At 58.7% G+C, this 25,163-nt stretch carries 22 protein-coding genes, 2 tRNA genes, 1 other RNA gene and 1 pseudogene; 10 read left to right on the top strand and 16 right to left on the bottom strand.

Annotated elements, in window-relative coordinates:
* Positions 1-2: 2 nt before the first annotated feature.
* Positions 3-599 (bottom strand): NAD(P)H:quinone oxidoreductase, encoded by a 597-nt coding sequence (gene wrbA, locus LBF07_RS19485; protein ID WP_094934934.1) that lies wholly within the window; start codon positions 597-599, stop codon positions 3-5.
* Positions 600-989: 390 nt separating this feature from the next.
* On the opposite strand from wrbA, the gene LBF07_RS19490 reads away from it, so the two are divergent.
* A complete protein-coding gene (locus LBF07_RS19490; protein WP_023311077.1) occupies positions 990-1,160 on the top strand; it encodes a general stress protein in 171 nt (56 codons plus the stop codon).
* A gap of 117 nt (positions 1,161-1,277) precedes the next feature.
* Complete coding sequence (locus tag LBF07_RS19495) at positions 1,278-2,201, top strand: DMT family transporter (protein WP_094934935.1); 924 nt, start codon at positions 1,278-1,280, stop codon at positions 2,199-2,201.
* Here LBF07_RS19495 and rutG read toward each other — a convergent pair.
* Genes rutG through rutA form a run of 7 tightly spaced genes read right to left on the bottom strand, consistent with a single transcriptional unit; the run spans position 2,189 to position 7,623 of the window.
* Positions 2,189-3,511 carry a pyrimidine utilization transport protein G gene (gene rutG, locus LBF07_RS19500; protein WP_048979074.1) on the bottom strand — a complete coding sequence of 441 codons (1,323 nt, stop codon included), beginning with the start codon at positions 3,509-3,511 and terminating at the stop codon, positions 2,189-2,191. The two genes, LBF07_RS19495 and rutG, sit on opposite strands and share 13 nt — an antisense overlap.
* A 21-nt stretch (positions 3,512-3,532) precedes the next feature.
* Positions 3,533-4,027 carry an NADH-dependent FMN reductase RutF gene (gene rutF, locus LBF07_RS19505; RefSeq protein ID WP_094934936.1) on the bottom strand — a complete coding sequence of 165 codons (495 nt, stop codon included), beginning with the start codon at positions 4,025-4,027 and terminating at the stop codon, positions 3,533-3,535.
* Positions 4,028-4,036: 9 nt separating this feature from the next.
* The gene (locus tag LBF07_RS19510; RefSeq protein WP_094934937.1) at positions 4,037-4,627 is read right to left on the bottom strand and encodes a malonic semialdehyde reductase; all 591 of its coding nucleotides are present in this window, start codon (positions 4,625-4,627) and stop codon (positions 4,037-4,039) included.
* Positions 4,628-4,636: 9 nt separating this feature from the next.
* On the bottom strand, positions 4,637-5,437 hold the full coding sequence (rutD, locus tag LBF07_RS19515) for a pyrimidine utilization protein D (protein WP_094934938.1): 801 nt from the start codon (positions 5,435-5,437) through the stop codon (positions 4,637-4,639).
* Positions 5,438-5,444: 7 nt separating this feature from the next.
* Positions 5,445-5,831 (bottom strand): pyrimidine utilization protein C, encoded by a 387-nt coding sequence (gene rutC, locus LBF07_RS19520; protein WP_010429508.1) that lies wholly within the window; start codon positions 5,829-5,831, stop codon positions 5,445-5,447.
* Positions 5,832-5,842: 11 nt separating this feature from the next.
* A complete protein-coding gene (rutB, locus tag LBF07_RS19525; protein WP_033145167.1) occupies positions 5,843-6,532 on the bottom strand; it encodes a pyrimidine utilization protein B in 690 nt (229 codons plus the stop codon).
* Positions 6,532-7,623 carry a pyrimidine utilization protein A gene (rutA, locus tag LBF07_RS19530; protein ID WP_094934939.1) on the bottom strand — a complete coding sequence of 364 codons (1,092 nt, stop codon included), beginning with the start codon at positions 7,621-7,623 and terminating at the stop codon, positions 6,532-6,534. The genes rutB and rutA overlap by 1 nt, the downstream gene beginning before the upstream one ends.
* A 245-nt stretch (positions 7,624-7,868) precedes the next feature.
* Between rutA and rutR the strand changes: the two genes are divergently transcribed.
* Entirely contained in the window at positions 7,869-8,507 is a 639-nt protein-coding gene (gene rutR, locus LBF07_RS19535) for an HTH-type transcriptional regulator RutR (protein ID WP_023311087.1), read from the top strand.
* A gap of 73 nt (positions 8,508-8,580) precedes the next feature.
* Here rutR and LBF07_RS19540 read toward each other — a convergent pair whose 3' ends face one another.
* On the bottom strand, positions 8,581-8,973 hold the full coding sequence (locus LBF07_RS19540; RefSeq protein WP_094934940.1) for a lysozyme inhibitor LprI family protein: 393 nt from the start codon (positions 8,971-8,973) through the stop codon (positions 8,581-8,583).
* A 51-nt stretch (positions 8,974-9,024) separates the two neighbouring features.
* On the bottom strand, positions 9,025-12,987 hold the full coding sequence (gene putA, locus LBF07_RS19545) for a trifunctional transcriptional regulator/proline dehydrogenase/L-glutamate gamma-semialdehyde dehydrogenase (RefSeq protein WP_094934941.1): 3,963 nt from the start codon (positions 12,985-12,987) through the stop codon (positions 9,025-9,027).
* Positions 12,988-13,409: 422 nt separating this feature from the next.
* Here putA and putP point away from each other — a divergent pair, with 422 nt between their 5' ends.
* Together putP and LBF07_RS19555 are read left to right on the top strand one after the other, a co-directional pair.
* Positions 13,410-14,918 carry a sodium/proline symporter PutP gene (gene putP, locus LBF07_RS19550; RefSeq protein ID WP_039261698.1) on the top strand — a complete coding sequence of 503 codons (1,509 nt, stop codon included), beginning with the start codon at positions 13,410-13,412 and terminating at the stop codon, positions 14,916-14,918.
* A 116-nt stretch (positions 14,919-15,034) separates the two neighbouring features.
* Positions 15,035-15,455, top strand: a pseudogene (locus tag LBF07_RS19555) (DUF3574 domain-containing protein).
* Between the two features lie 70 nt (positions 15,456-15,525).
* Here the strand turns inward: LBF07_RS19555 and LBF07_RS19560 are convergent.
* Positions 15,526-16,710 (bottom strand): NupC/NupG family nucleoside CNT transporter, encoded by a 1,185-nt coding sequence (locus LBF07_RS19560; protein WP_029740188.1) that lies wholly within the window; start codon positions 16,708-16,710, stop codon positions 15,526-15,528.
* Between the two features lie 251 nt (positions 16,711-16,961).
* Between LBF07_RS19560 and efeU the strand changes: the two genes are divergently transcribed.
* The 4 genes from efeU to phoH all read left to right on the top strand — a co-directional run bounded on the left by efeU (position 16,962) and on the right by phoH (position 21,541).
* On the top strand, positions 16,962-17,795 hold the full coding sequence (efeU, locus tag LBF07_RS19565; RefSeq protein WP_033145172.1) for an iron uptake transporter permease EfeU: 834 nt from the start codon (positions 16,962-16,964) through the stop codon (positions 17,793-17,795).
* A gap of 40 nt (positions 17,796-17,835) precedes the next feature.
* The gene (efeO, locus tag LBF07_RS19570) at positions 17,836-18,963 is read left to right on the top strand and encodes an iron uptake system protein EfeO (protein ID WP_094934942.1); all 1,128 of its coding nucleotides are present in this window, start codon (positions 17,836-17,838) and stop codon (positions 18,961-18,963) included.
* Between the two features lie 5 nt (positions 18,964-18,968).
* The gene (efeB, locus tag LBF07_RS19575; protein WP_094934943.1) at positions 18,969-20,252 is read left to right on the top strand and encodes an iron uptake transporter deferrochelatase/peroxidase subunit; all 1,284 of its coding nucleotides are present in this window, start codon (positions 18,969-18,971) and stop codon (positions 20,250-20,252) included.
* Positions 20,253-20,752: 500 nt separating this feature from the next.
* Positions 20,753-21,541, top strand: coding sequence for a phosphate starvation-inducible protein PhoH (gene phoH / locus LBF07_RS19580; protein ID WP_008503509.1), 789 nt, complete (start codon positions 20,753-20,755; stop codon positions 21,539-21,541).
* A gap of 221 nt (positions 21,542-21,762) precedes the next feature.
* Here phoH and LBF07_RS19585 read toward each other — a convergent pair.
* From LBF07_RS19585 to LBF07_RS19595, 3 genes are all read right to left on the bottom strand, one after another.
* Positions 21,763-21,850, bottom strand: a tRNA-Ser gene (locus LBF07_RS19585).
* Positions 21,851-21,987: 137 nt separating this feature from the next.
* On the bottom strand, positions 21,988-22,665 hold the full coding sequence (locus LBF07_RS19590; RefSeq protein ID WP_025755865.1) for an isochorismatase family protein: 678 nt from the start codon (positions 22,663-22,665) through the stop codon (positions 21,988-21,990).
* A 21-nt stretch (positions 22,666-22,686) separates the two neighbouring features.
* Complete coding sequence (locus LBF07_RS19595) at positions 22,687-23,547, bottom strand: pirin family protein (RefSeq protein WP_094934945.1); 861 nt, start codon at positions 23,545-23,547, stop codon at positions 22,687-22,689.
* Positions 23,548-23,656: 109 nt separating this feature from the next.
* Between LBF07_RS19595 and LBF07_RS19600 the strand changes: the two genes are divergently transcribed.
* Positions 23,657-24,562: a LysR family transcriptional regulator gene (locus LBF07_RS19600; RefSeq protein WP_094934946.1), complete on the top strand. Its 906-nt coding sequence runs from the start codon at positions 23,657-23,659 to the stop codon at positions 24,560-24,562.
* A 316-nt stretch (positions 24,563-24,878) separates the two neighbouring features.
* On the opposite strand, the gene LBF07_RS19605 is transcribed toward LBF07_RS19600, so the two are convergent.
* Positions 24,879-25,016, bottom strand: a non-coding RNA gene (locus LBF07_RS19605) — RtT sRNA.
* 45 nt (positions 25,017-25,061) lie between these two features.
* Positions 25,062-25,149 (bottom strand) — tRNA-Ser (locus LBF07_RS19610).
* Positions 25,150-25,163: the final 14 nt, after the last annotated feature.

Consider the following 25,163-nt stretch of genomic DNA (forward strand, 5'->3'; position numbering starts at 1 on the left):
TGTTAGCCGTTCAGTTTTTTGGCCAGACCCGCGACGTATTCACCCTGATAGCGGGCGATAGACAGTTCTTCATTGCTTGGCTGACGTGAGCCATCCCCACCGGCAATGGTGGTTGCGCCGTAAGGCGTACCGCCACGCACCTGGGAAATGTCAAACAGCTCCTGGGCGCCGTAGCCAATCGGCACAATCACCATCCCGTGATGAGCAAGGGTAGTCCAGGTTGAGGTAATCGTCTGCTCCTGACCGCCGCCGGTGCCGGTAGAGCTGAATACGCTGGCGAGTTTGCCGTAAAGCGCCCCGGATGCCCAAAGTCCGCCGGTTTGATCGAGGAAGGTGCGCATCTGGCCCGACATATTGCCGAAGCGGGTCGGGGTGCCGAAGATGATGGCATCATAGTCCGCCAGCTCCTGCGGGGTGGCGACCGGGGCGTTTTGCGTTTTCCCCCCGGCTTTCAGGAAGGCTTCCGCATGCATGGTTTCCGGTACGCGTTTCACCACAACCTCAACGCCATCAACCCTGTTCGCACCTTCTGCTACCGCGTGAGCCATGGTTTCAATGTGTCCATACATGGAATAATAGAGCACCAGAACTTTTGCCATTTTGCATCACTCCTCGTTGGTTTTTCTGACAGCGGATCGCTGCGTTCTTTTAAAGATATGCCATCACAGCCAGACTGCAAAAATGAACGGCATTTCTTTGATTTATAACAATATGGTTACAAAAAGGCTTTGTAGCAAAATGAAACAACTTTTTGGCAGCAGATTTTTGAAATGATAAGAAAGGTTTATGAATCGCCGCCGCGTCATCTCACCCGAAAGGCTGAGTTCATGTTGCAGAATATTACCTGCGGCTTGCCGGATAGCGGCATTCCACTAAGCTTAGTTTCACGCGGCACAGATAAAGGCACTGTCCTTGTGTTGCGAGGTGAAAGAATCCTCTTTTACTGAATGCAATATGATGTCTAATGTTTCACATTCTGGAGGTTAGAGATGGCAAACCATCGTGGTGGTTCAGGTAATTTCGCAGAAGACCGTGAAAGAGCATCAGAAGCAGGCCGTAAAGGTGGCCAGCATAGCGGGGGCAACTTCAAGAATGACCCGCAACGCGCATCTGAAGCTGGCAAGAAAGGGGGGAAAAACAGCCACGGCAGCAGTAAGTAACACGCCGGGTTGAACCCCTGCCGCCGGGATCTCCCGGCGGTTTTTTTATTTCTGCAACATTGAACTGTAACCAAAGGCAACGCACACTAGAGAATTGATCTTAACCGCGAGTGCCGCATGTCTGTTTCACGCTTCAAATTCTCCGTTAAACCGCAGGAAGCCATCCTGATTCTCATCACCATGTTCTGGGGCGGGACGTTTCTGGCCGTTCAGTACGCGGTGACCCTCAGCGATCCGTTCTTTTTTGTTGGCCTGCGCTTTGCGACGGCGGCGCTTGCCGTGGGGCTGATTTCGCTTAAAACGCTGCGGGGGCTGACGCTGAAAGAACTTAAGGCCGGCGTGGCGATTGGGGTGGCGATAGCGATGGGCTACAGCCTGCAGACATGGGGATTGCAGACCATCTCCAGCAGTAAATCCGCGTTTATCACCGCCATGTATGTGCCGCTGGTGCCGCTGCTGCAGTGGCTGTGCCTGGGGCGGCTGCCGGGGCTGATGTCCTGTATTGGCATCGTGCTGGCGTTTATCGGCCTGATCTTACTGGCCGGGCCGGAAAACAACCTGCTTGCGCTGGGGCCGGGCGAAATCATCACCCTGATTGGGGCGATTGCCATTGCGGCGGAAATTATTCTGATTAGCGCCTGGGCGGGCAAGGTCGACGTCAAGCGGGTAACGGTGGTGCAGCTCGCCACGGCGTCGCTGGTGGCGTTTGCGACGATGGTGCCGGCAGGGGAGTCCGTGCCGCCGATGTCCACCGGCCTGGTGGTGGTCGCACTGGGGCTGGGTATTTTCAGCGCCATTATTCAGGTCACCATGAACTGGGCGCAGCGCAGCGTATCGCCAACCCGCGCGACGGTGATTTATACCGGTGAACCGGTCTGGGCGGGGATTTTCGGACGCATTGCAGGTGAGCGTTTGCCGCTTCTGGCGCTGGTGGGAGCGGCATTTATTGTCGCCGGGGTGCTGGTGAGCGAGTTAAAGCTCAAACGGAAGAAAAACGCGCTGCCAGAAAATGACAGCGCGACGTTAAATCACGAATCCTGATGCACTACGGCGCCCTGCGGCGCGGCGGCCATCCGGCGGCTCAGCAGGGCGTTAAGCAGGATCGCACCGAAGGTCGCCGTGCCAATCCCGCCAATCGTAAACCCGCCCAGCGTCAGGGCAAAATCGCCTGCGCCCAGCACCAGCGTGACCGCCACCATAATCAGGTTACCGTTCTGGCTGAGATCGACGCGATGCTGCACCCAGATGCGCGCGCCGGCTACGGCGATCAGTCCAAACACCACAATCGATGCCCCGCCGATAACCGGGGACGGAATGGTGTGGATCAGCGCGCCGAACTTCGGTGAGAAGCCGAGCAGCATCGCCATCACCGCCGCCGCCACGAAGACCAGCGTCGAGTAGACCTTGGTTACCGCCATCACGCCGATGTTTTCAGCATAGGTGGTGACGCCGCTGCCGCCTACGGAACCGGAGAGCATGGTCGCCAGACCGTCACCGACGAACGCGCGGCCCATGTACGGATCCATGCTGCGCCCGGTCATCCCCGCAACCGCCTTCAGGTGGCCTAAGTTCTCTGCCACCAGGATCACCGCCACCGGTGCGATAAGCATCATCGCCTGGGTGTTAAAGGTGGGCGAGGTCATTTTCGGCAGGCCGAACCAGGCGGCCTGATGGAGCAGCGTAAAGTCAACCGGCTTGCCCAGACCGAAAACGTTGGCCAGCAGGGCGTAGACCAGACAGGCGACAATCAGCCCAACCAGGATCAGCAGCCGCTGGATCATGCCGCGCGTGAACACCGCCACCAGGCCGATGCACAGCACCGTGATCACCGCCATCCAGCTTTCAAACGGCGAGGCGGAGACGCTCCTGACCGCAATCGGCGCGAGGTTGAGGCCAATCGCCATCACCACGGCGCCCGTCACGACGGGAGGCATCATTCGCTCTATCCAGCGCGTGCCGATTTTCATCACCACCAGACCAATCAGGGTGTACACCAGGCCGCAGGCAATGATGCCGCCGAGGGCCACGCTCAGGTTGGGGTTGATCCCCTGGCCGTTAAACCCGGTGGTGGCGATGACGACGCCGACAAAGGCGGCGCTGGATCCGAGATAGCTGGGCACGCGCCCGCCGGTGACGAAAAAGAACAGCAGCGTGCCGATACCCGACATCAGAATAGACAGGTTGGGATCGAGTCCCATCAGCATCGGCATCAACACCGTGGCGCCAAACATGGCGACCGCGTGCTGAACGCCCATCACCATCGTCTGCCCGAGCGGGAGACGTTCATCCGGCGCGACCACGCCTGCTTCTGTGGAGGTCGATTTCAACTGCCAGTGGGGAAATCCGAACATGGTCTGTCTCCTTAAGGCGGGTTAACAGGCGGGTCGCATAAGCGCGTGATAGCCGCGGTCAAACCACACCAGCCCTTGCGGCGCGGGGTGGCGAATAATCGAAATAATGTCGCAAAACAGAATGTCGTGGGTGCCGACGCTCACCACCTGGCTGATGCGGCAGTCAAACGAGGCCAGCGCATCTTCCAGGCGCGGACAGCCCGTGTCGCCCGTCTGCCAGCGGGCGGCGGCAAAGCGTTCCGCCATCGGCGTTTTCCCGCCAAACAGGTTAGATAAAGGCTCCTGTCCGGCGCTCAGGGTATTCACGCAAAGGGTGCGGTTTTCGCTAAACGTTGGCCAGACGGACGCACCGCGGTTCAGGCACACCAGCAGGGTGGGCGGTGAATCCGTGACGCTGCACACCGCGCTGGCGGTGAAGCCTGCTATCCCCGCCGGGCCGTCGGTGGTGATGATGTTGACCGCCGCGCCAACGCAGGCCATGGCGTCGCGAAAGGTTTGTTTATCCGGTGATGTCATCATCGCTCCTTACGCCAGCCCGCAGGCATCGTCGAAGTCCAGGCGCGGCAGGCGCCCGTAAAGTTTGCGGGTATCGCCATAGCCTATGTTGATCAGCAGATTGCTTTTAAGCGTCGTGCCGGTGAAAAAGGCTTCGTCGACCTTCTGGCGGTCAAATCCCGACATCGGGCCGGTGTCCAGCCCCAGGGCGCGACAGGCGAAAATCAGGTAGGCGGCCTGCATTGAGCTGTTGCGAAAGGCGGTCTCTTCTGCATGCGCGGGGCTGGTGGTGAACCAGCTCTTTGCATCGCCGTGCGGGAACAGCTCGGGCAGGCGCTCGTAGAATTCACCGTCCCAGGCGACAATCGCCGTGACCGGGGCGGTGAGCGTTTTCTCGAGATTGCCGCTGGAGAGCGCCGGGCGCAGCTTCTCTTTTCCCTCCGCGCTTCGCACAAACACAATTCGCGCCGGGGAGCAGTTGGCGGACGTGGGCCCCCATTTCATCAGGTTGTAGATTTCGCGCAGCGTTTCGTCGCTGACGGGCATAACCTGCCAGCCGTTATGGGTGCGCGCGCCGGTGAACAGCGTTTCCAGCGCGGCGGGGGTAATGGCTTCGCTCATTAAAGCTCCTTATAAAGCGGGTTCCGGGCTGTGCAGCAGGCTGGCCAGCCCGTTCAGCAGCAGGGTGTTGAAGGTATCCGGCTCGGTGACGTTGCAGGCATGCCCGCCCTGGCGCATCACCACGCTGCGGCTGTGCGGGATCGCCGCCTGCAGTTCCGACGAGCAGACGGAGGGCACCAGCATGTCGTCGGCAGAACAGATAATCTGTACCGGGCAGCGAATGCGCGCGGCATGGCGGCTGAAGTCGGCCTTTTTCAGGGCGCTGAGCCTGTGCAGCAGGTTGGTTTTGCCCTGGAAATGGGCCAGCGCCAGCGCTTCTTCGGCCTCCAGACGGGGCGCGCGGGCGGCCATCCAGTCCGCCGGGTAGAGAAACAGCGGCTGCGCCTCGACCCACGCCTGTGCGCCGCCGTAATGCAGCAGGCGCTCGCGGATCTGAAAGCAGCGGCGGGTGTGGGCGTTGAGGGTCAACCAGCCGTTGACGCACACCAGCGCGGTGAGGGCGTCGGGCCTGTCGAGGGCCAGCTGCAGGCCGACCAGCGCCCCCAGCGCGTGACCCACGACGCTGTAGCGGACAATCCCGGCTTCAGCCAGCGCCTGGGCCAGCTCGTCCGCCATCTGCGCAAGGCTGTACCCTTCCGGCAGGGTGGCGGGGTTATTGCCCGTTCCCCGCTGGTCATAGCACACCACCTGATACTCCGGCTCCAGCGCGGCCAGCTGGGGCAGCCAGTAGCTGCCGCTGCCGCCGAGACCGGAAATAAAGACCACCACGGGCGCGCCCTCGAACGGGGGCGGCGAGACGGAAAGTTTCATACCTGCCTCACTTCGCGATGTGCGCAACGGTGGCGATCTCAACCAGCGCCTCTGGCTTCACCAGCCCGCACTGAATGCAGAACCGCGCCGGTTTATCGCCGGGGAAGAACTCGGCGTAAATCTCGTTAATCGCGGCGTAGTTTTTCCAGTCGGTGATAAAGATGCTGTTGAAGGTCACGTCCTCCATCGTGCCACCCGCCGTTTCGATCACGGTTTTGATCGTCTCCAGCACGTGGCGGGTTTGCGCCTTTGGGTCGTTGATAAACACCACGTTGTTGTCTTTATCAAACGGCAGCGTGCCGGAGACATACACCACGCCGTCGGCGAGGGTGCCGGGCACAAACGGGGCAATGGGCGTGCTGGTGCCCGGCGGAATAATCACGGATTTCGGCATCAGATGTCTCCTCAGGCGATACGGGCTAGCGGGGGAGTCAGGGCGTCGCAGAAATCATTGACGTTACTGACCCAGCCAAAAAAGGTTTCGATGTTGAACAGGGCCGCCTTCTGGGCGAATTCCGGCCCGGCCTGGTGGGTCGCGTCTTCCAGCACCACGCCAAAATACTCGAGGAAAAAGCCGTCGCGCAGGGTCGACTCCACGCAGACGTTGGTGGCGATGCCGGTGAACACCAGATGACGAATGCCCCGGCTGCGCAGCAGGCTGTCGAGAGGCGTGTTGAAAAAGCCGCTGTAGCGCGGTTTGGGCAGGACAATATCGCCCGCCTGCGGTACCAGCTCATCCACCAGCTGATAGTCCCAGCCGCCTTTCGCCAGCAGCTTGCCCTGCAGTTCGGGCCGTTTACGCATGGTTTTCAGGGCGTTCGACTTGTGGAAGTTGGGCGAGCCGGGGCCGCCTGCCTCGACGTACTGGTCATCCCAGCCGTTCTGGAACCAGATGATGAGCATGCCCGCGGCGCGCGCGGCGGCGACGGCGGTTTTAATGTTCTCGATCACCGGCCGGGTGGCGGAGACGTCGAACCCCGCCAGATCCAGATAACCGCCCTGGCTGGCGTAGGCGTTTTGCATGTCCACCACGATCAGCGCGCTTTGCTGGGGCGCGAAGGTGATAGCTTCCGGGCGTGCGTTAAGGGTTGTCATTACGCCACCTCCTTCGTGACGGCAGGAATGTGGGCGCGGCACTGCATCAGCGGCTGGATGCGCTCGCCGAAGGTCTCCACGCCGGTGAGGAAATCGTCGAAGGTCAGCAGAACGCCTTCCGCACCGGGAACGGCCGCCACTTCGTCAAGCATTCTGGCGACGCTGGCGTACGAGCCGACCAGCGTGCCCATGTTGATATTGACGGCGGAGGTCGGGTCGGCCATCTGGCGAACGTTGGTATCCGCCCCGGAGCGGGTATCCTTCTGGCTCTGTTCGGTGAGCCAGCTCAGGGCCTCCTCGTCGGCGCCGTCCTTATAGCGCTCCCATTTGGCGCGCGCGGCGTCGTCGGTCTCGTCGGTGATCACCATAAACAGCACGTAGGAGCCCACGTCGCGCCCGGTTTTGTCGGCGGCCTCTTTCATGCGCGCGGCGGTCGGGGCGAAGGCGGCAGGCGTGTTCACGCCTTTACCGAAGCAGAAGTTGAAGTCGGCGTATTTCGCGGAAAACTCCATCCCCGCGTCGCTTTGTCCGGCGCAAATCACCTTCATCGGCACCGACGGCTGCGGGCTGACGCGGCAGTCGTTCATGGTGAAGAAATCGCCCTTGAAATCGCTTTTGCCGGTCCCCCACAGGTCGCGCAGCACCTGCACGTATTCGGTCAGGTAGTCGTAGCGACGCGAGAAGTAATCGTCACCCGGCCAAAGCCCCATCTGCTCGTACTCCGGTTTTTGCCAGCCGGTGACCAGGTTGACGCCAAAACGCCCGCCGGAGATGGAGTCGATGGTGGAGGCCATGCGCGCGACGATCGCCGGGGGCAGGGTGAGCGTGGCGGCGGTGGCGTAGATTTGGATCCGCGAGGTGACCGCGGCCAGCCCGGCCATCAGGGTAAAGGACTCCAGGTTGTGATCCCAGAATTCGGTTTTGCCGCCGAAGCCGCGCAGCTTGATCATCGAAAGCGCAAAGTCGAAATGGTAGTGCTCCGCTTTCTGCACGATGGCTTTATTCAGCTCAAAGGTTGGCATGTATTGCGGTGCAGTGGTCGAGATAAGCCAGCCGTTGTTGCCGATGGGTACAAATACGCCAATTTTCATCACGAACCTCTCTTCATTACGTCGCAGGTGTAACGGTGTTTTTGCAAAGGCAGTGCCAGTTTTGAAAATGGCAGTGTTATTAATGTGTTAATCAGAGGTTGGTGGATTGATGCGGCTAAATGTGGACTAACTGGTCAAAAACATTGCACAGAAAACAGGCATTCATGCGCGATCGGAGTGCAGGATGTCGTGGCGAGTCGGGGGTTTTGCTATGCTGAGGGCAACGCAGAATAAGGAGAGCGGGAATGACACAAGGCGCAGTGAAAACTCCAGGTAAACGTTCGCAGGCGGTGAGCGCCAAGAAGCAGGCGATCCTCAGCGCGGCTCTGGAGACTTTTTCGCAGTTTGGTATTCACGGCACGCGCCTGGAGCAGGTGGCGGAGCAGTCCGGCGTATCCAAAACCAATCTGCTTTACTATTACCCGTCGAAAGAGGCGCTCTATGTGGCGGTGATGCAGCAGATCCTCGATATCTGGCTGGCGCCCCTCAAAGCGTTCCGCGCGGAGCTGGCCCCGCTGGTGGCGATCAAAGAGTACATTCGCCTGAAGCTGGAGGTGTCGCGCGATTACCCGCAGGCGTCGCGACTGTTTTGTCTTGAGATGCTGCAGGGCGCGCCGCTGCTGCAGGCGGAATTAACCGGAGATTTAAAGCAGCTGGTGGACGATAAGTCGGCCATTATTGCCGGATGGGTCGCCAGCGGAAAACTGGCCCCGGTCGACCCGCATCATCTGATCTTTATGATCTGGGCCTCCACCCAGCATTACGCTGACTTTGCGGCCCAGGTTGAGGCGGTGACCGGTAAAACGCTCCAGGACGAGGCGTTTTTCCACAGCACCCTGGAAAACGTGCAGCGGATGATTATCGAAGGGATCCGCCTGCGCTAGTTTCCCCTCACCCCAGCCCTCTCCCTCAAGGGAGAGGGGGCCGTCCGTGCAGGTATTATTTTGTGGGGATCCCTCAGCCCGGCGGGAGAGGGCAGCTTAAGTCGCCCTCTTCACACTGCATCAGCGAGGCCAGAAACGCCTCGCGCTCCACGGTTTTCTCCGCCAGGCACTGATTCACGATCATCGGCTGAACGCTGCCGCCTTCCGTCCCCGAACCGATAAACGCACAGTCCGCGTCGCGCAGGGCAATCCAGGCCTGCTGCGCCTTTTTCAGCAGCTCGCGCTGAGGGGCTTCCGCACGCTTGACGGCGGCCTGATAGGTCTGGTTGAGCTTTTTGTCGGCAGCCTGGTACTGCTGCGCGCTACAGGTATTCAGCTCAAGCTGGGTGGTCGCTTTGTCGCACTCGTCGGCCAGCGCGCTGGCGCTCAGCAGCAGTGCCGCACTGGCGATAAGATATCGTTTCATATACTCCCCAAAAAAATAAGGCTCCGTCTCCGGAGCCTTATTAACACAGCGTTAGCCTATTGTCATCAGGCTGGCGTTACCGCCTGCCGCCGCGGTGTTGACGCTGAGCGAGCGCTCCACGTACAGACGCTCCAGCAGCAGGTTGGTTTCCCCGCGCGCAAAGCCCTGCACGGAAACGATGGCGCCGCTGCGGGCCGCAACCTGCTCGCACAGTTCGCGCAGCTGATCGGAATCACCGTGGTAGATCACCGCATCAAACGGCTGGGTCAGCAGGTTATCGGCTTTCGCGAAGCGAATGCGGGCCGAGACCGCCTTCGGCAGCTGTTTGGCGAGATCGCGATGCAGGGCATCTTCCGGCCACAGCACTTCACAGCCGGTTGCCATGGCGGCGGCCAGCTGCACCAGCGCGTCCTGCTCGTTATCGGCCACGCACAGCACGCGCTCGCGCGGCATCAGCGTCCAGGTGTTGCGCTCGCCGGTTGGCCCCGGCAGCAGACGCTGCGTGCCCGCCTGCGCCAGCTCACCGTACTGCTTCGCGACGGCACGCAGTTCAGGACGTTTTTCTGCCCATGTAATGAGCGCCTCCAGCGGCTGGGTCAGCACGGTTTTCAGCTGCGCATCCACCGGATAGTCCGCATCCTGGCGTGCCAGGGTGACGCCCAGGGCGTTCTCCGGACGGTTCGCCAGCAGGCGGTACAGGTAGAGCGGACCGCCCGCTTTCGGACCGGTGCCGGAAAGGCCTTCGCCGCCGAACGGCTGTACGCCCACGACCGCGCCAACCATGTTGCGGTTAACGTACAGGTTGCCCACTTTGGCGCTGCCGGTGACCTGCGCGATAGTCTCGTCGATACGGGTATGCACGCCGAGCGTCAGGCCATAGCCGGAGGCGTTGATCTGCTCAACCAGCTCGTTCAGGTTGTTACGGTTGTAGCGCACCACGTGCAGCACCGGGCCGAAGACCTCTTTTTTCAGCTCGTCGAAGCTTGCCAGCTCAATCAGCGTTGGCGGCACAAAGGTGCCGGTCCGCCATTCGCGGGCATCTTCGCTGTTCTCGCGCACCGCCTGGAACACCGGACGGCCTTTCGCGCGCATGGTCTGAATGTGGTTTTCGATGTTGGCTTTGGCTTCCGCGTCGATCACCGGCCCGATATCGGTGGTGAGACGGCCCGGGTTGCCCATGCGGCATTCGGCCATCGCGCCGCGCAGCATCTTCAGCGTGTGGTCCGCCACGTCGTCCTGCAGGCACAGCACGCGCAGGGCGGAGCAGCGCTGACCGGCGCTGTCGAACGCGGAGGCCAGCACGTCGACCACCACCTGCTCGGTGAGTGCGGAGGAGTCAACGATCATGGCGTTCATCCCGCCGGTTTCCGCGATGAGCGGCGTAGGACGGCCCTGCGCATCCAGACGGGTGGCAATATTGCGCTGCAGCAGAGACGCCACTTCGGTCGAACCGGTGAACATCACGCCGCGCACGCGGTTATCGGAGGTCAGTTTGGCACCGACCGTTTCACCGCGGCCCGGCAGCAGCTGAATCACGCCCGCCGGCACGCCGGCTTCCAGAAGAATGCTGATGCCCTGCGCGGCAATCAGCGGGGTCTGCTCTGCCGGTTTTGCCAGCACGCTGTTGCCTGCGGCCAGCGCGGCGGCAATCTGGCCGGTGAAGATCGCCAGCGGGAAGTTCCACGGGCTGATACAGACGACCGGACCCAGCGGACGGTGGGTTTCGTTATCGAAATCATCGCGCACCTGACCGGCGTAGTAGTGGAGGAAATCAACCGCCTCGCGCACTTCGGCAATCGCGTTGCTGAATGTTTTACCCGCCTCGCGCACCAGAATGCCGATGAGCGACTGCATCTGATCTTCCATCAGCACCGCCGCGCGCTCCAGAATCGCGGCGCGCTCCTGCGGCGGCGTGGCAAACCAGATAGGGGCGTTGTTCACCGCGCTGTCAAGCGCCTGATCCACTTCCGCTTCGGTCGCTTCTCGCGCGTAGCCGACGATATCCTTCGGCTCGGCCGGGTTGATCACCGGCTGCATTTCTCCGTCTGCAACGGGCTGCTCCAGCATCGGTTTAGCCTGCCACTTCTGCAGCGCGCTGTTGAGCAGGGCAGAGGAGAGGGACGCCAGACGGTGTTCGTTGGCGAGATCCAGACCCGCCGAGTTGACGCGGCCTTTGCCGTACAGCTCGCGCGGCAGGGCAATCTTCGGATGCGGCAGTCCAACCTGGCCTTCCTGCGCCGCCATCTTCTCAACGGCCTGCACCGGGTCGGCCACCAGTTCGTCCAGCGGCAGCGTGGTGTCGGCGATGCGGTTAACGAAGGAGGTGTTCGCGCCGTTTTCCAGCAGACGACGCACCAGGTACGCCAGCAGGGTTTCGTGCGTTCCCACCGGAGCATAGATTCGGCATGGGCGGTTCAGCTTGCCGTCCGCCACTTTACCGGTGACCTGCTCGTACAGCGGTTCACCCATGCCGTGCAGGCACTGGAACTCGTACTGGCCCGGATAGTAGTTTTGCCCGGCCAGGCTGTAGATCGCCGCCAGGGTGTGGGCGTTGTGGGTAGCGAACTGTGGATAGATCAGGTTCGGCACGCCGAGCAGCTTTTTCGCACAGGCGAGGTAAGAGACGTCGGTGTAAACCTTGCGGGTATAGACCGGATAGCCTTCCAGCCCTTCCATCTGGGCGCGTTTGATTTCGCTGTCCCAGTAGGCGCCTTTTACCAGACGGATCATCAGGCGACGGCGGCTGCGGCTTGCCAGGTCAATCAGGTAATCAATGACGAACGGGCAGCGCTTCTGGTAGGCCTGGATAACGAAGCCAATACCGTTCCAGCCTGCCAGCTCCGGCTCGAAGCACAGTTTTTCCAGCAGATCGAGGGAGATCTCCAGACGGTCGGCCTCTTCGGCGTCGATGTTAATGCCGATGTCATACTGGCGCGCCAGCAGGGTCAGGGACTTCAGGCGCGGGTAGAGTTCTTCCATCACCCGGTCGTACTGCGCGCGGCTGTAGCGCGGGTGCAGGGCGGAGAGCTTAATGGAGATGCCCGGGCCTTCATAAATACCGCGACCGTTGGACGCTTTACCGATGGCGTGGATCGCCTGCTGGTAAGAGACCATGTAGGCCTGCGCGTCGGCGGCGGTCAGGGCCGCTTCGCCCAGCATGTCGTACGAGTAGCGGAAACCTTTATCTTCCAGCTTGCGGGCGTTCGCCAGCGCTTCGGCAATGGTTTCCCCGGTCACAAACTGCTCGCCCATCAGGCGCATCGCCATGTCCACGCCTTTGCGGATCAGCGGCTCGCCGCTCTTGCCGATGATGCGGTTCAGGGAGCGGGAGAGGTTGGCTTCGTTATGGGTGGAGACCAGTTTGCCGGTAAACAGCAGGCCCCAGGTGGCGGCATTGACGAACAGCGACGGGCTGCGGCCAATGTGTGAATGCCAGTTACCGTTGCTGATCTTGTCGCGGATCAGCGCGTCGCGGGTGGCTTTATCCGGAATACGCAGCAGCGCTTCCGCGAGGCACATCAGCGCCACGCCTTCCTGAGACGAGAGGGAAAACTCCTGCAGCAGACCCTGAACCATCCCGGCGCGGCCGGTGGCGGTTTTCTGGTTGCGCAGCTTGTCGGCTAACTGATACGCCAGGCTGTGCGCCTGTGCGGCAATGGCTTCCGGCAGGCGAGCCTGCTCCAGCAGCATCGGCACGGCGTCGGTTTCGGCACGGCGGTAGGCGCCGGTAATGGCGGCACGGCTGACGGACTGCGGCAGGATCTGCTCGGCAAATTCGAGGAACGGCTGATGGTTCTCGTCGCCAGCGGCTGGAGCCTCCTCGCTTTCGTTCGCCGCGCCGGCCAGTAGGGCAGGCAGCTCCGGCAGACCCTCATCGCTCTCAAGTCTTTCGAGATAGTTAAAAATCGCCTGCTTAATTAACCAGTGCGGCGTGCGGTCAATGCGGGTTGCTGCGGTCTTAATCCGTTCGCGGGTAGCGTCATCCAGCTTAACCCCCATGGTGGTCATACCCATGCCAAAGCTCCTGTTGTTCTGTAATAGCGTTCTGTTGATAGCGTGAAATATCCACCATGTTGCAACTTTGTGCAACCGTGTTAAATGTGACCTGGTTTGCAACCCGGAAAATGAATGGATTGTTAACGAATGGTTAGCTGTAAAAACGCGCTGGCTTTTGTGCGGGAAGCCTGGTTTTATGCGGTGGTTAACACTTTTCAAAGGTGCAACCCGTAAAAGCGTGAGCGAGTGCAACCTATAGGAAACTCGTATCAAACCGGGGATGAAATTGATGTAAATGCAGTGTTAAATCGTTTGTCAGCGGAAGGCGCATACGGCAGGATAGCGCGCCCAACCGAAACACAAGATACATTCACCTCGTTCCGGTGATCATATAACAAGGCAGCCCGGATGGTTGTCGCTCGACATTTTGGAGAATTTGAATGGCTATTAGCACACCGATGCTGGTGACATTTCTCGTTTATATTTTTGGCATGATCCTGATAGGGTTTTTGGCGTGGCGTTCTACAAAGAACTTTGACGACTACATTCTGGGCGGACGCAGTTTAGGCCCGATGGTGACCGCACTCTCTGCGGGCGCCTCCGACATGAGCGGCTGGCTGCTGATGGGGCTGCCCGGCGCGATTTTTATCTCCGGTATCTCGGAAAGCTGGATCGCCATCGGCCTGACCGTCGGCGCATGGATCAACTGGAAGCTGGTGGCAGGCCGTCTGCGCGTGCATACCGAGGCCAACAACAACGCCCTGACGCTGCCGGATTACTTCACCGGACGTTTTGAAGATAACAGCCGCATCCTGCGCATTATCTCTGCGGTGGTTATCCTGCTGTTCTTCACCATCTACTGTGCCTCCGGCATCGTGGCCGGCGCGCGTCTGTTCGAAAGCACCTTCGGCATGAGCTACGAAACTGCCCTGTGGGCCGGTGCGGCGGCGACCATCCTCTATACCTTCGTGGGCGGATTCCTGGCGGTAAGCTGGACCGACACCGTGCAGGCGAGCCTGATGATCTTCGCTCTGATCCTGACTCCGGTGATTGTGATTTTCACCGTTGGCGGCTTTGGCGAATCGCTGGAAGTGATCAAGCAGAAGAGCATCGAAAACGTCGACATGCTGAAAGGGCTGAACTTCGTGGCCATCGTCTCGCTGATGGGCTGGGGTCTGGGCTACTTCGGTCAGCCGCATATCCTGGCGCGCTTTATGGCGGCGGATTCCCACCACACCATCGTTCATGCCCGTCGCATCAGCATGACGTGGATGATCCTGTGTCTGGCAGGGGCGTGTGCGGTCGGCTTCTTCGGCATCGCGTACTTCAACAACAACCCGGCGCAGGCGGGCGCGGTCAACCAGAACGCCGAGCGCGTGTTCATCGAGCTGGCGCAAATTCTGTTTAACCCGTGGATTGCCGGTATTCTGCTCTCCGCAATCCTGGCGGCGGTGATGTCCACCCTGAGCTGCCAGCTGCTGGTTTGCTCCAGTGCGATCACCGAAGACCTTTACAAAGCCTTCCTGCGTAAAAATGCGAGCCAGAAAGAGCTGGTGTGGGTAGGGCGCTTTATGGTGCTGCTGGTGGCGCTGATTGCCATCGCGCTGGCGGCCAATCCGGAAAACCGCGTGCTGGGCCTCGTGAGCTACGCGTGGGCGGGCTTTGGCGCCGCGTTTGGTCCGGTCGTGCTGTTCTCCGTCATGTGGTCACGTATGACCCGTAACGGCGCGCTGGCGGGGATGATTATCGGTGCGCTGACCGTTATCGTCTGGAAACAGTTCGCGTGGCTGGGCCTGTACGAAATCATTCCGGGCTTCATCTTCGGCAGCATCGGCATCGTGGTGTTCAGCCTGCTGGGTAAAGCCCCGTCTGCCTCCATGCAGAAACGCTTTGCTGAAGCCGACGCGCATTACCACACTGCGCCGCCGTCTAAGCTCCAGGCAGAATAATTTTTCTCGCAGCACAATGCAGGCCGGGTGAGCGCAAGCGCACCCGGCTTTTTTCTTGCCAAAATCCGCAATTTCCTGTGATATCCATGTGCTTATAACAATGAGGATAGCGAAGCATGACAATCAAAACAGGGGTAATGGCAGCGGCACTATTGATGCTCGCTGGCTGCACGGCGCCATCGAAAACACGCGGCTGTAGAGACCTGCAAAGCGGATAACCAGATGCAGCAAACCACGCTCTATTTCGGCTTAAATCGTCCTGCCGGGGCGCAAATCACCAGCAACGAGTGGCAGCAGTTTGTTGACCAGGACGTGACGCCGCGTTTCCGCGATGGCTTAACGGTGTTTGACGCGCGCGGGCAGTGGCTGGGGAACGACGGGAAAGTGGCGCGTGAACCCAGCAAAGCGCTGATGCTGATCCACGGTAAGGATGCGCAGAGCGAGAAGAACATCGAAGCGTTACGCGGGATTTATAAATCACGCTTCGCGCAGGAGTCGGTGATGCGCGTCGACCAGCCGGTGTGCGTGCAGTTCTAATAAAAACGGCGGGAAATCCCGCCGTTGTTGTTTTGTAGGCCGGGTAAGCGAAGCGCCACCCGGTATTGCATCAGAGCACCAACCCCGCAAAGCTCGCCGACAGCAGGCTCACCAGCGTCGCGCCGTACACCAGACGCAGACCAAACCGCGACACCACGTTCCCCTGCTGCTCGTTAAGGCCCTTAATCGCCCCGGCCACAATGCCGATGGACGCGAAGTTCGCGAAGGACACCAGGAAGACGGATAAAATGCCCAGCCCGCGCGGGGACATCTGATGCGCGATTTTTTGCAGCTCAATCATCGCCACAAATTCATTCGCCACCAGCTTGGTCGCCATAATACTGCCCGCATTTAAGGCATCGCTCAGCGGAATACCCACCAGCCACGCCAGGGGGTAAAATACATAGCCCAGGATCTGCTGGAAGCTCATGCCAAATACGCTGGAGAAGAGGGCGTTAACGGCGCTAATAAGCGCGATAAAGCCGATCAGCATGGCCAGAATAATCATCGCCACCTTAAAACCGGCCAGAATATACTCGCCGAGCATTTCGAAGAAGCTCTGCGATTCATGCAGTTTTTCCAGCTTGATATCCGGCTCCGCTTCCGGGCGCGCCGGGTTGATGACGGAGAGAATAATAAAGGTGCTGAACATGTTCAGAATCAGCGCCGCGACGACAAATTTGGCGTCGAGCATGGTCATATAGGCGCCGACAATCGACAGGGAGACCGTCGACATGGCCGTGGCCGCCATGGTGAAGAGACGACGAGAGGAGAGATCGCCCAGCACGCCTTTGTAGGCAATGAAGTTTTCCGACTGGCCGAGGATCAGCGAGCTCACCGCGTTAAAGGATTCCAGCTTGCCCATACCGTTCAGTTTTGACAGCAGCGTGCCGATGACCCGAATAAAAATCGGCAGGATCCGCCAGTGCTGAAGAATACCAATCAGCGCGGAAATAAAAATAATTGGGCAAAGCACGCCGAGGAAAATGAACGCCAGCCCTTTTTCCCCCATTCCGCCAAAGACGAAATTGGTCCCTTCCGAAGCAAATTTCAGCAGTGACTCAAAGAAGCCGGAAACATATTTAATCAGGAATAACCCGCTTTCGGCGTGCAGGAAAAAGAACGCCAGCGCAATTTCAATAACAATCAGCTGTAAAACATAACGAATGCGAATTTTTCGGCGGTCGAAACTTACCAGCCAGGCAAGCGCGAGAATAATGACCAGCGCCAGCAGGAAATGGACAATTTTAAACATAATTAATTTTCACCAGGTGTTTGAGGCGGATATTTAGCCACAGCCCCGTACCAGCGTAAATGGGCATTTTCGTTATAACTTATAAACCTGAACGTAACGTATGTAACTATTACCAGACTCGGCGTTTACAACTCGTCATCAAAACACCACACATTTCGCTTGTGTTTCTTTTCGCCGTAATGATAATCACTATCACAAGAATTTACCTTTCTTTGCATCAGTTGACCGCGATAAACATTTAAGGTGTCGGCATGTTTGTTCCATTTCTCATTATGTTACGTGAAGGGCTTGAAGCTGCCCTTATCGTGAGCCTCATCGCCAGCTATCTGAAGCGAACCCAGCGCGGACGCTGGATTGGCGTCATGTGGGTCGGGGTATTCCTTGCCGCGGCACTTTGTCTGGGCCTCGGTATCCTCATCAACGAAACCACCGGGGAGTTCCCGCAGAAAGAGCAGGAGCTGTTTGAGGGGATCGTCGCCGTAATTGCGGTGGTGATCCTGACCTGGATGGTGTTCTGGATGCGTAAAGTCTCCCGTAACGTGAAGGTGCAGCTGGAGCAGGCGGTGGATAACGCGCTGCAAAAGGGCAATAACCACGGCTGGGCGCTGATCATGATGGTCTTTTTTGCCGTCGCGCGTGAAGGCCTGGAGTCCGTTTTCTTCCTGCTGGCGGCGTTTCAGCAGGATGTCGGTATCTGGCCGCCGGTTGGCGCGATGCTCGGGCTGGCAACCGCCGTTGTGCTGGGCTTTCTGCTCTACTGGGGCGGTATTCGCCTGAACCTGGGCGCCTTCTTCAAGTGGACCAGCCTGTTTATTCTGCTGGTGGCGGCTGGGCTGGCGGCAGGGGCGATTCGCGCCTTCCACGAGGCGGGCCTGTGGAACCATTTCCAGGACGTGGCGTTCGATCTCAGCAACGTGCTCTCCACGCACTCTCTGACCGGCACCCTGCTCGAAGGTATCTTCGGCTATCAGGAAACGCCGAGCGTCAGCGAAGTGGCGATGTACTTTATTTATCTGGTTCCGGCGCTGGTGCTGTTCGCAATGCCGCCGCGTACCGGCACGCAGGCGTCGCGCGTTACGCCATAATTTTTGTTTTAGTTACAACATACTTTTAAAGGGAAGAGTCATGGCAATTCAGTTCCGTCGTAGTGCGTTATGCGCAGGCATTGCCGCGCTGTTCGCTTCTGCATTCTCCGCCTGGGGCGCGGATGTACCTCAGGTTAAAGTCACCGTTAATGATAAGCAGTGTGAGCCGATGACCCTCACGGTGAACAGCGGCAAAACCCAGTTCATTATTCAGAACCACAGCCAGAAGGCGCTGGAGTGGGAGATTCTGAAAGGGGTTCTGGTGGTGGAGGAGCGTGAAAACATCGCCCCTGGCTTCAGCCAGAAGATGACCGCCAACCTGCAGCCGGGCGAGTATGAGATGACCTGCGGTCTGCTGACCAACCCTAAAGGGAAGCTGATCGTCAAAGGTGAAGCGACGGCCGATGCGGCGAAAGGTGCTGCGGTGCTGAGCCTGGGCGACGCGATTACGGCGTATAAAGCCTACGTCACGAAAGAGACGGCGGACCTGGCGGCGGCAACCAAAGCCTTTACCGATGCGGTGAAGGCCGGTGACATCGAAAAAGCGAAATCCCTGTATGCGCCAACCCGTCAGCACTACGAGCGCATCGAGCCGATTGCCGAATTGTTCTCTGACCTTGATGGCAGCATTGATGCCCGCGAAGATGATTACGAGCAGAAAGCCGCCGATCCGAAATTCACCGGTTTCCACCGTCTGGAGAAAGCCCTGTTTGGCGTCAACTCTACCAAAGGGATGGAGAAATACGCCGAGCAGCTGAACGGCGACGTGCTGGAGCTGCAAAAGCGCATCAGCGAGCTGGCCTTCCCGCCGTCAAAAGTGGTGGGCGGCGCGGCTGGTCTGATTGAAGAAGTGGCCGCGAGCAAAATCAGCGGCGAAGAAGATCGCTACAGCCATACCGATCTGTGGGACTTCCAGGCCAACGTCGACGGCGCGCAGAAAATTGTTAACCTGCTGCGTCCTCAGCTGCAGAAAGAGAACGGCGAACTGCTGGCCAAAGTGGATGCCAACTTCAAAAAAGTCGACACCATTCTGGCGAAGTATCGTACCAAAGACGGGTTTGAAACCTACGACAAGCTGACCGATGCCGACCGTAACGCGCTGAAAGGCCCGATTACCGCCCTGGCGGAAGATCTCTCTCTGCTGCGCGGCGTACTGGGTCTGGACTAAGCACGATGAATAAGCATAGCGATAACGATGTGGTTGAGCCTTCACGTCGTCGATTGTTAAAAGGAGTAGGGGCGCTGGGGGGCGCTCTTGCTCTGGCCGGTGGCTGTCCGGTAGCGCATGCGGCGAAACCGCAGAGCGCGCCCGGCACGCTGTCACCCAATGCCCGCATGGAGACGCAGCCGTTTTATGGCGAGCATCAGTCGGGCATCCTGACGCCGCAGCAGGCGTCCATGATGCTGGTGGCCTTTGATTCGCTGGCCAGCGATAAAGCCGATCTGGAGCGCCTGTTCCGCCTGCTGACGACGCGCATCGCGTTTCTCACCGCCGGCGGACCGGCACCCGATACGCCGAACCCGCGTCTGCCGCCAATGGACTCCGGCATTCTGGGGTCGTTTATCGCCCCGGATAACCTGACCATTACCGTTTCGCTCGGTGAGTCGCTCTTTGACGCGCGCTATGGGCTGGCAAAACAGAAGCCGAAAGCGCTGCAGAAAATGACGCGTTTCCCGAATGACTCCCTGGACGCGGCGCTATGTCATGGCGACCTGCTCCTGCAGATTTGCGCCAATACTCAGGACACGGTGATCCACGCCCTGCGCGATATCATCAAGCACACGCCGGATCTGCTGAGCGTGCGCTGGAAGCGGGAAGGGTTTATCTCGGACCACGCCGCCCGCAGTAAAGGGAAAGAGACGCCGGTGAACCTGCTGGGCTTTAAGGACGGTACGGCCAACCCTGACAGCCACGATGGTGCGCTCATGAAGGAGGTGGTGTGGGTCACTGCCGATCAGGGCGAACCGGCGTGGGCGGTGGGCGGCAGCTATCAGGCGGTGCGGATTATCCAGTTCCACGTGGAGTTCTGGGACCGTACGCCGCTGAAAGAACAGCAAACGATCTTTGGTCGCGATAAGCAAAGCGGCGCGCCGCTTGGCATGAAGAACGAGCATGACGTGCCCGACTACGCCAGCGATCCCAATGGCGATACCATCGCGTTGGACAGCCACATTCGTCTGGCTAATCCGCGCACCAAAGAGACGCAGTCCAGCCTGATGATGCGTCGTGGCTACAGCTATTCGCTCGGCGTGACCAACGCCGGACAGCTTGATATGGGGCTGCTGTTCGTCTGCTATCAGCACGATCTGGAGAAAGGCTTCCTGACCGTGCAGAAGCGGCTCAACGGCGAAGCGCTGGAAGAGTACATTAAGCCTATCGGCGGCGGCTATTTCTTTGCCCTGCCGGGCGTGCGCGATCGGAACGCGTACCTCGCTCAAGGTCTTATTGAAGCCTGATAATTGTCCCCGCAACCGTTCGCGGGGACATTATTTTTTCATATGACTATCCTCCTGTTATATTTCTGTAATATTTCTATATGAGACTGATTTCACCTGTAGGGACAGTCTTAAAAGTTGCATTCAGGTAAAATAAATGTTGCATTTATGATAACTCCTGATGTACTTAAGATAAGACAGCGGTAGTTCCCGGCAGTGATGCTGAATCACTATGGAGATCGCGAATGGTTGCGTCCTGTACTGGACAAGGTAAACATAACAACCGCAGCACCCGGCGCGGAGGCTCAGACTCCGGCAGCGATTTCCTCACCACTAAATTCTCCCCCCTTCCTCAAGAATCTGATTCGACCGACGTGCAGAACGGTGCGCGTAGCTGTTCCGTATCGTTATCCGATAAAGCAAGCAATGGCTTACAAGGAAGCCAACCCTCTGATGTTCGTGCGCATAATCGTGCCGAAGCTGGCGCGTGTGATGAATACCAACAACTCAAGGTGCTATCCATGGGAAGACAAAAAGCAGTGATCAAAGCTCGTCGCGAAGCAAAACGTGTGCTGAGACGGGATTCACGTAGCCATAAACAGCGTGAAGAAGAATCGGTCACCTCGCTTGTGCAGATGAGTGGCGTAGAAGCAATTGGCATGGCCCGAGACAGCCGTGATAATTCTCCAATTGTGGCGCGCAATGAGGCTCAGGCGCACTACCTGAATGCTATCGAGAGTAAACAGCTCATCTTTGCAACCGGTGAAGCCGGATGCGGGAAAACCTGGATCAGTGCAGCCAAAGCGGCGGAAGCGCTGATTCATAAGGATGTGGAGCGCATTATTGTTACCCGTCCTGTACTGCAGGCTGATGAAGATCTCGGCTTCCTGCCCGGAGATATTTCGGAGAAGTTTGCTCCGTACTTCAGGCCCGTCTATGACGTGCTGGTGAAGCGACTGGGTGCATCCTTTATGCAGTACTGCCTGCGACCAGAGATTGGCAAGGTGGAAATCGCGCCGTTCGCCTATATGCGCGGACGTACATTTGAAAATGCGGTCGTCATTCTTGACGAGGCTCAGAACGTGACCGCTGCGCAAATGAAGATGTTTTTAACGCGCCTCGGGGAGAACGTGACGGTTATCGTTAACGGCGATATTACCCAGTGTGACCTGCCATCCGGCGTGAAATCCGGACTGAGCGACGCGATGTCGCGTTTTGAGGAAGATGAGATGATTGGGGTGGTACGCTTCACCAAAGATGACTGCGTGCGCTCGGCGCTTTGCCAGCGCACGCTACAAGCGTATTACTGAGTGTGCAGTTGCGTTCAAGGCCCGGGAAACCGGGCTTTGTTTTATGTGCAGGCATGTTGTCGGGTGGCGCTGCGCTTACCCGACCTACAATACCCGTAGGCCTGGTAAGCGCAGCGCCACCAGGCATAAAGAGCGCAGGGAGTTTCAAGGTTCGAATCCCCCCTTTCGGAGAATATAAAAGAAAAAAGCCCGTACTTTCGTACGAGCTCTCATCTCGAATATGGCGGTGAGGGGGGGATTCGAACCCCCGATACGTTGCCGTATACACACTTTCCAGGCGTGCTCCTTCAGCCACTCGGACACCTCACCATATTTTTTTGCTGCCTGACCGCTTGGGGGGCAACGGGGCGCTACTATAGGGAGTTGCGCTAACACGGTCAAGCAGATTTTCTGTATTCGTGCTCGTTCGGTTAAGCCTTAATCAGCTCTTGTCGCAGCACGGGTAATTAACGCTGTGAATCGAGCACTTCGCTGTTTTTAACTACTTCCTGTGCTTTGCCGTAGCTTTCGATCAGCAGCTGGTAAGCCGGGAATATGTGGGTATACACCTCAGCCCACTCGGCTGCGTCCTCACGGTTCCAGGTTCTCTGGATCTCAGAGGCCACCGCCGCCGTATCCATCGGAACCACACCGGCCTGCACCACGCGCGCCAGGGTGATCTCCTGCGCCATTTTGCTGTAGGTGCCGGAGGCATCAATCACCGCAAACACCTTATAGCCGTCCGCCACCGCGCTGATTGACGGGAAGGCCATGCAGACGCTGGTGATAGTGCCCGCGATAATCAGCGTCTTGCGCCCGGTCGCTTTCACCGCAGCAACAAACTCCGGGTTATCCCAGGCGTTGATCTCGCCTTTACGGGCAACATACTGCGCATGCGGCGCGTTGGCGTGGATCTCCGGGATAAGCGGTCCGTTCGGTCCCTGCGGGACGGACGCGGTGGTGATCACAGGGATCTTCGCCAGAGTCGCGATTTTTGCCAGCGCAGCCGCACGGGCACGCAGTTCCGGCATTGGCATATCCCCAACGGTCTGGAACAGACCGCTCTGGTGATCGATAAGCAACATCACCGCATCGTTCACATCAATAACCGGACGTGCGCCATTAAAATTCGCAGGTGTAGACATTATCTTCTCCTTTTATTAATTTCAGATCTGGCCGAAGCGGCCGGAGTTAAAATCACGAATGGCTTCGTTGATTTCGCTTTTACTGTTCATCACAAACGGGCCATAGCCCACGATGGGTTCATTCAGCGGCTCGCCGGCCATCAGCAGCACTTTGGCATCGCTGTTCGCCTCCAGGTGCAGTTTGTCGCCTTCCTGACTCAAAACGACCAGCTGGGCTTCACCCGCCTGCGTTGTACCGTTCACCGTGGTGTTGCCTTCAAGCACGACCAGCGCGGTGCTCCAGCCTTCGGGCTGATTGAGCGTCAGATGGCTTCCCAGGTTCAGCGCGATGTCCCAGACTTTGAGCGGTGAGAAGGTGTGCGCCGGGCCGGTTACAGCCTCGTAGCGACCGGCAATAACCCGCAGCGAACCGCTGTTATCCGGTAGCGTCACGACCGGGATCGCATCCTTGGTAATGCTCTGGTAGCCGGGTGCCGCCATCTTGTCTTTGGCCGGCAGGTTGACCCAAAGCTGCATCATTTTCAGTTCTCCGCCTTTCTGCGAGAACGCGCTGGAGTGGAACTCCTCGTGCAAAATGCCTGCACCTGCCGTCATCCACTGCACGTCGCCGGGGCCAATGACGCCGCCTTTGCCCGTGGAGTCGCGATGCTCTACTTCACCGGAATAGACGATGGTGACCGTTTCAAAACCCCGGTGAGGGTGTTGGCCTACGCCGCGTTTCGCCCCATCTGCCGGAAAGGTGTACGGGCCCGCGTAGTCCAGCAGCAGGAACGGGCTCAGCGGCTCGCCGTGGGTTTGGTAAGAAAACATCGAACGGACCGGGAAACCATCGCCAACCCAGTGCTGGCGGGGAGCGGTATAAACGCCTGTTACGTTTTTCATGATTAACTCCTGATGTTCTGTTGATGTAATTAGCTTATATTCAGAGTTAATACTCCGGTAGATAGTGAAAATGGCATTCACTGTTCTGAAAATGGAACGATGAGGATTTATGCAGGATCTCAATGACTTCGTCTGGTTTGTAAAGGTGGTGGACTACGGCGGCTTTGCGGCGGCGGGAAGGGCGCTTGATCTGCCAAAGTCCAGGCTAAGCCGCCGGATAGCGCAGCTGGAAGAACGCCTTGGCGTGCGGCTTATCCACCGAACAACCCGACAGTTTACGGTGACCGAGGTCGGGCAGACCTTCTACCAGCACTGTAAAGCGATGATGGTGGAGGCCGAGGCCGCGGAGGAAGCCGTGGCGGCACTGCAGGCTGAACCGCGCGGTGTTGTCAGGATTACGTGCCCGATAACTCTGTTGCATGTCCACGTGGGTCCGATGCTGGCCAGATTTATGGCGCGCTACCCCGGGATTAATCTTCAGCTTGAGGCGACCAACCGGCGGGTAGACCTGGTGGGAGAGGGGGTTGATATCGCGATCCGCGTTCGCCCGCGTCCGTTTGATGACAGCGATCTGGTATTAAGGGTGCTGGCTGACAGGGGACATTGTCTGGTCGCGGGTCCGGCGTTGATTCAACGCATGGGAGAACCCGTCGTGCCGTCTGAACTCAGTGCCTGGCCCGGGTTAAGCATGAACGAGGGGAAACATATTCATAAATGGGAGCTGTCCGGTCCCGGAGGTGCCAAAGCGGAGATCCATTACCATCCTCGATTGATCACCACCGACATGCTGGCGCTACGTGAAGCTGCCATGGCAGGCATCGGCGTGGTGCAGCTGCCGATTTTGATGGTCAAGGACCAGCTGGCGACGGGGGAACTGGTACGGGTGCTGGATGCGTGGGAACCCCGACGGGAAGTGATTCACGCGGTTTATCCTTCGCGGCGCGGCCTGCTGCCGTCCGTCAGGACGCTGGTGGATTTTCTGACCGAAGAGTATGCGCGGATGGTGGAAGAGTAACACTTCCCTCTCCCCTGGGGAGAGGGGCAGGGTGAGGGGCTCAGGCCGCACCGAGCTGCATATAGCGCCGGGGGGGATTGACTCGCTTCGCTCGCGGTTACTCGGCCCATCCATGGGCCTCGCCCCTTTGGGCCAACGCAGGCGTTGTTCAAAAATGCTCCCGGCGTTTTTGTGCGGGCAGCCTGTTCGCTGCGCTCTCAGTCTGTCCAACTGGCCGTCGGCAGTTGTCGAACCCCGGTCGGGGATTCTCATCCCCCGCAGGCATGCAATATGCGAAAGAAAAGCCCGCATTTTCATGCGAGCTCTTCTTTAAATATGGCGGTGAGGGGGGGATTGACTCGCTTCGCTCGCCCTGCGGGCAGCCTGTTCGCTACGCTCTCAGTCTGTCCAACTGGCTGTCGCCAGTTGTCGAACCCCGGTCGGGGATTCTCATCCCCCCGCAGGCATGCAATATGCGAAAAAAAAAGCCCGCATTTTCATGCGAGCTCTTCTTCAAATATGGCGGTGAGGGGGGGATTCGAACCCCCGATACGTTGCCGTATACACACTTTCCAGGCGTGCTCCTTCAGCCACTCGGACACCTCACCATATTGTCATCCCG

It is taken from the genome of Enterobacter cloacae complex sp. ECL352 (genome assembly GCF_020149545.1).
Lineage (GTDB): Bacteria > Pseudomonadota > Gammaproteobacteria > Enterobacterales > Enterobacteriaceae > Enterobacter > Enterobacter asburiae_B.